Annotated in this window: 1 protein-coding gene; it reads right to left on the reverse strand. The window is 73.1% G+C overall.

The window, feature by feature from the left end; translation table 11 throughout:
- Positions 1-1,117: ABC-F family ATP-binding cassette domain-containing protein (locus AC2W7G_RS16620; protein WP_485869413.1), on the reverse strand; the 1,117-nt coding region annotated here is incomplete at its 3' end.
- Positions 1,118-1,251 lie beyond the last annotated feature (134 nt).

A 1,251-nucleotide genomic window follows, 5' to 3' on the forward strand; every position in this document is an offset into this window, starting at 1 on the left:
CGGCGGCCGCGGCCGGCGCCGGTGCCGCCGAGAGCTCGCGCGAGAGCGAGCGCAGCCGCAGGTACTCCTCCACCCCGCCGGGCAGATGGCGAAGCCCGCCGTCCAGCACCGCGTACTGCTGGTCGGTCACGCGCTCGAGCAGGTACCGGTCGTGCGAGACGACGAGCAGCGTGCCCGGCCAGGTGTCGAGCAGGTCCTCGATCGCGGCCAGCATGTCGGTGTCCAGGTCGTTGGTCGGCTCGTCGAGGATGAGCACGTTCGGCTCGTCGAGCAGGATGAGCAGCAGCTGCAGGCGCCGCTTCTGCCCGCCGGACAGGTCCTTGACCGGCGTGGAGAGCTGGGCGTTGGAGAACCCGAGCCGCTCGAGCAGCTGGCCGGGCGTCATCTCCTTGCCGCCGGCCACGTAGGTGGCGCGCTGGCGGCCCACGACGTCGCTCACCCGGTCGTCGAGCACCTCGTCCAGCTCGGTCAGCGCCTGGGTCAGGACGGCGATGCGCACGGTCTTGCCCCGCTTGACCCGGCCCGACGTCGGCTGGACGACGCCGGAGACCAGCCCGAGCAGCGTGCTCTTGCCCGCGCCGTTGACGCCGAGGATGCCGGTGCGCTCACCGGGACCGATGCGCCACTCGACGTCGCGCAGCACGACCTTGTCGCCGTAGGCCACCGAGACGTCGAGCAGGTCGACGACGTCCTTGCCCAGGCGCGCCGTGGCCAGCTGCTGCAGCTCGACGGCGTCGCGCACGGGCGGCTCGCGCTCGATCAGCTCGTTGGCCGCGTCGATGCGGAACTTCGGCTTGGACGTGCGCGCGGGCGCGCCGCGGCGCAGCCAGGCCAGCTCCTTGCGCATGAGGTTCTGCCGCTTGGACTCGATCGCCGCGGCCTGGCGGTCGCGCTCGATCCGCTGCAGGACGTACGCCGCGTAGCCGCCCTCGAACGGCTCCACGATCCCGTCGTGCACCTCCCAGGTGCTCGTGCAGACCTCGTCGAGGAACCACCGGTCGTGGGTGACGACCAGCAGGCCGCCGGCGCTGGGCGCCCAGCGGCGCTTGAGGTGCTCGGCCAGCCAGGCGACGCCCTCGACGTCGAGGTGGTTGGTCGGCTCGTCGAGGAACAGCACGTCCCACTCGCCGACCAGCAGCGACGCCAGGGCGACCCGGCGCCGCTGCCCCGCCGCTGAGCGTCCCCGATGCGCGCGTCCCAGGGCAGGTCCGCGACCAGGCGTCGATGACGTCGTCGAGCGCGTCGCCGCCC

The sequence above is a fragment of the Aeromicrobium sp. PFPM2_SD2 genome, assembly GCF_057364525.1.